We start from the raw sequence: 3083 nt of genomic DNA, 5'->3' as shown, positions 1-3083 counted from the left end.
AAATATCCAAAACATCGTCCCGTCTTTCGTTACGCCGGTTTTCGGCGAACATAGGGTAGACACCTACCCTACCATCCTCATGAAAGGAGATCCAATTATTTGGGAAAATGGAATCGGGGGTATCCGGATTTTTGGTATCCTCTATTACGATAACATGTACGCCCCTATCCCGTAAAACGATGACAAAGGCGTCGAACTCTTGCTGTGCCCTCGTATTTATGGCAGAATTCTTTACATCGATATCTTCCTGAAAATAATTGTTTACCGCGGTCTGCTCATTCATTCGAAAACTGACCGGGCGGATCATTAGTATGGTGTTGGTGCTTTGCATGTTGTTATTCTCTTATTAAAGGCAAGGTACTACAGCGTAACAAGCCCTCTTGTTTGGCAATCTCGGCATAGGGAATTTCCTCTACCGTAAACCCTTGCTTTCGCAGCCAGTCATTGAGGCGGGTAAAATGGCGCTCGGAAACCACCACTTCGGGCGATATGGAAAAAACATTGCTGAACATGCGGTACATTTCCTCTTTGGTAATCTCGAAGATATTTTCCTCTCCAAAAAAATCTACCAACCATTGGTATTCCTCTTCGACCAGAAACCCGTTTTTGTGCAGTATCGCTTTACCCATTCCCAAAGGCTGAAAACAACAATCGAGATGTAGGGCGTTCTGTATAGCCTCGGTATTCGATTTTCGGAGTTCGAAGGATTTTATGATCTTATCCGGAAATTGCGCTGCAATATAATCCACTGCCGCCTTGTTGGTCCGCGCCGTGATGTAATCTGCATAGTCATTCGCCGTGTATGTACCCATAAAAATATGGTCTTGCCAGGGCATCACATCCCCACCTTCAACGTGAACCTCTTGCGGGGGTTGGAGGATGTTTCCGTTCTCGATTTTGTCCAAAACGTGTAAAATAGCTTCGACCTCCTTCTCCCTTTCGGGCAGAATGTTGGCTTTTATAAGCTTATCCCCGATAACAAAAGCGATATCACGGGAAAAGATCTGATTGCAATCCTCCAGCACTTCCGGACGGTATACCTTAACACCGTACTTGGCAAAGACCCGGGCAAAGGCATCCATTTCAAGTATCATATCGGATTCCTTGGGATAGGTGCCCGCCAAAATATGTTCCAGGGATTTCGGGTCATACGCCTGATCGGGTGTCGGAACGGGACCGGGACTTTCGGCCGTACCCAAAACCACCGCTTTTAACGGTGAAATCTCGTCATTTATATTCAATCGAAGCATCTTTGGAAAAGTTTAGGTAAAGATAAGCAGATGGAACGATTAAAAAGACCTGTCAGGTTTTAGAAACCTGACAGGTCTGGCTATTCTTTTGTATGGCCATCGTCGGTCATACCTATCTCTTATCCAGTTCGACAAAAGGTCTTTTCGTCTCACCGATATATACCTGTCTCGGTCGGCCTATAGGCTCGCCGCGCAATCGCATTTCACGCCATTGGGCGATCCATCCGGGTAGGCGGCCCAGAGCGAACATTACAGTGAACATTTCGGTGGGTATGCCCAATGCCCTATAAATTATTCCGGAGTAGAAATCGACGTTGGGATATAGTTTTCTATCCACGAAATATTGGTCTTCCAAAGCTTCCTTTTCAAGGCCTTTGGCGATATCCAGGATAGGGTCGTCGATACCCAGATCCGCCAGCACGTCGTCAGCAGCTTTTTTAATTATTTTTGCCCGGGGATCGAAGTTCTTATATACCCTGTGGCCAAAGCCCATCAGCCTAAAGGGATCGTTCTTATCCTTGGCCTTGGCCATATATTTTTTGGTGTCGCCGCCATCTTTTTCGATCGCTTCCAGCATTTCAAGTACCGCTTGGTTCGCACCACCGTGCAAAGGTCCCCATAGTGCCGATATTCCCGCGGAAAGGGAGGCGAAAAGACCTGCATGTGAAGAACCGACAATCCGTACCGTGGACGTCGAGCAGTTCTGTTCGTGATCGGCGTGTAGAATCAACAGTTTATCCAAAGCCTCTATGACCACCTCGTTCTTATTATAGGATTTGCTCGGCCTCTTGAACATCATCTTGTGGATATTCTCCACATAGCCCAAATCGTCATCGCCATAATCCAAAGGTAGTCCCTTTTTCTTTCTCAGGGTCCAAGCTACCAACACCGGGAACTTTGCCAAAATACGAACGATGGCGTGGTACATTTCCTTCTCCGAAGAAACATCGACGGTAGACGGGTTGAAGGCTATCAATGCACTTGTCAGCGAAGAAAGAACGCCCATTGGATGCGCCGATTTCGGGAATCCGTCCAAAATCTTCTTCATTTCTTCATCGACGTGCGACTCGTCGGTAATGTCCTTATGAAATTTGGCCAATTCCTGCTTGTTAGGCAATTCCCCAAAAATCAATAAATAAGCCACTTCCAAAAAATCGGCCTTTTCCGCCAGTTCTTCGATACTATACCCCCGATAGCTAAGGATTCCCTTTTCACCATCAAGAAAGGTAATAGCGCTTTCACAGGAACCCGTATTCTTATAACCGGGATCCAAAGTGATAAGTCCCCCTGTAACAGAACGCAAGGTTTTTATATCGACGGCGAACTCGTCTTCGGTACCTTTTATGACCGGAAATTCATATTTCTTACCGTTGTATTCTAAAGTAGCTTTATCTGACATGTAGTGTAGTGATTTTTAGGGTAATTATAAATTTAAGAAAAACCATACTTCTCAACTATTAGGCTTTCCCATTTAGGCAAGTTTTAACAAGCTATTTCTTAAAGAAAAAGCTGCCGGAAACTATTTCACAGAAGATATAGTTTTTCGTAGTATTCATCAAGGGATTTATCCCAAGTGAACCGCATTTTTTTGGCTGCGGCCTGTATTTTTTTCCATTTCGGCTTGTCGTTTTGCCATATATCAAGTGCCTCATCGAATCGAACCACCATATCTTCAAGCTTGGCCTCAAAAGTATCACCATCAAAGGCAAATCCTGTTTTCATATGCTCCACTGTATCTTTGAGTCCGCCTGTATGGTGTACGAGACAGGGGTTACCGTTTCGCATGGCCAACATTTGACTGATACCACAAGGTTCGAAAAGGCTGGGCATAAA

General features: G+C 45.2%; 4 protein-coding genes. All 4 read right to left on the bottom strand.

Going from position 1 to position 3083, the window contains the following annotated elements; genetic code table 11:
• A partial coding sequence (locus ACEW8S_RS03255; RefSeq protein WP_373516754.1) for an arginine deiminase-related protein occupies window positions 1-331 on the bottom strand: 331 nt, incomplete at its 3' end.
• 4 nt (window positions 332-335) lie between these two features.
• Window positions 336-1250 carry a dimethylarginine dimethylaminohydrolase family protein gene (locus tag ACEW8S_RS03250; RefSeq protein WP_373516753.1) on the bottom strand — a complete coding sequence of 305 codons (915 nt, stop codon included), beginning with the start codon at window positions 1248-1250 and terminating at the stop codon, window positions 336-338.
• A 112-nt stretch (window positions 1251-1362) separates the two neighbouring features.
• On the bottom strand, window positions 1363-2649 hold the full coding sequence (locus tag ACEW8S_RS03245; RefSeq protein ID WP_373516752.1) for a citrate synthase: 1287 nt from the start codon (window positions 2647-2649) through the stop codon (window positions 1363-1365).
• A gap of 125 nt (window positions 2650-2774) precedes the next feature.
• Window positions 2775-3083: glycosyltransferase (locus ACEW8S_RS03240; RefSeq protein WP_373516751.1), on the bottom strand; the 309-nt coding region annotated here is incomplete at its 5' end.

Source organism: Pricia sp., assembly GCF_041745955.1.
Taxonomy (GTDB): Bacteria; Bacteroidota; Bacteroidia; order Flavobacteriales; family Flavobacteriaceae; genus Pricia.
This window is presented reverse-complemented; position numbering and strand designations above follow the sequence as displayed.

What these genes read in the sequence shown, in the direction of transcription:
- ACEW8S_RS03245 (WP_373516752.1), bottom strand. Translation starts at nt 2,649, where the DNA reads ATGTCAGATAAAGCTACTTTAGAATACAACGGTAAGAAATATGAATTT.
- ACEW8S_RS03250 (WP_373516753.1), bottom strand. Translation starts at nt 1,250, where the DNA reads ATGCTTCGATTGAATATAAATGACGAGATTTCACCGTTAAAAGCGGTG.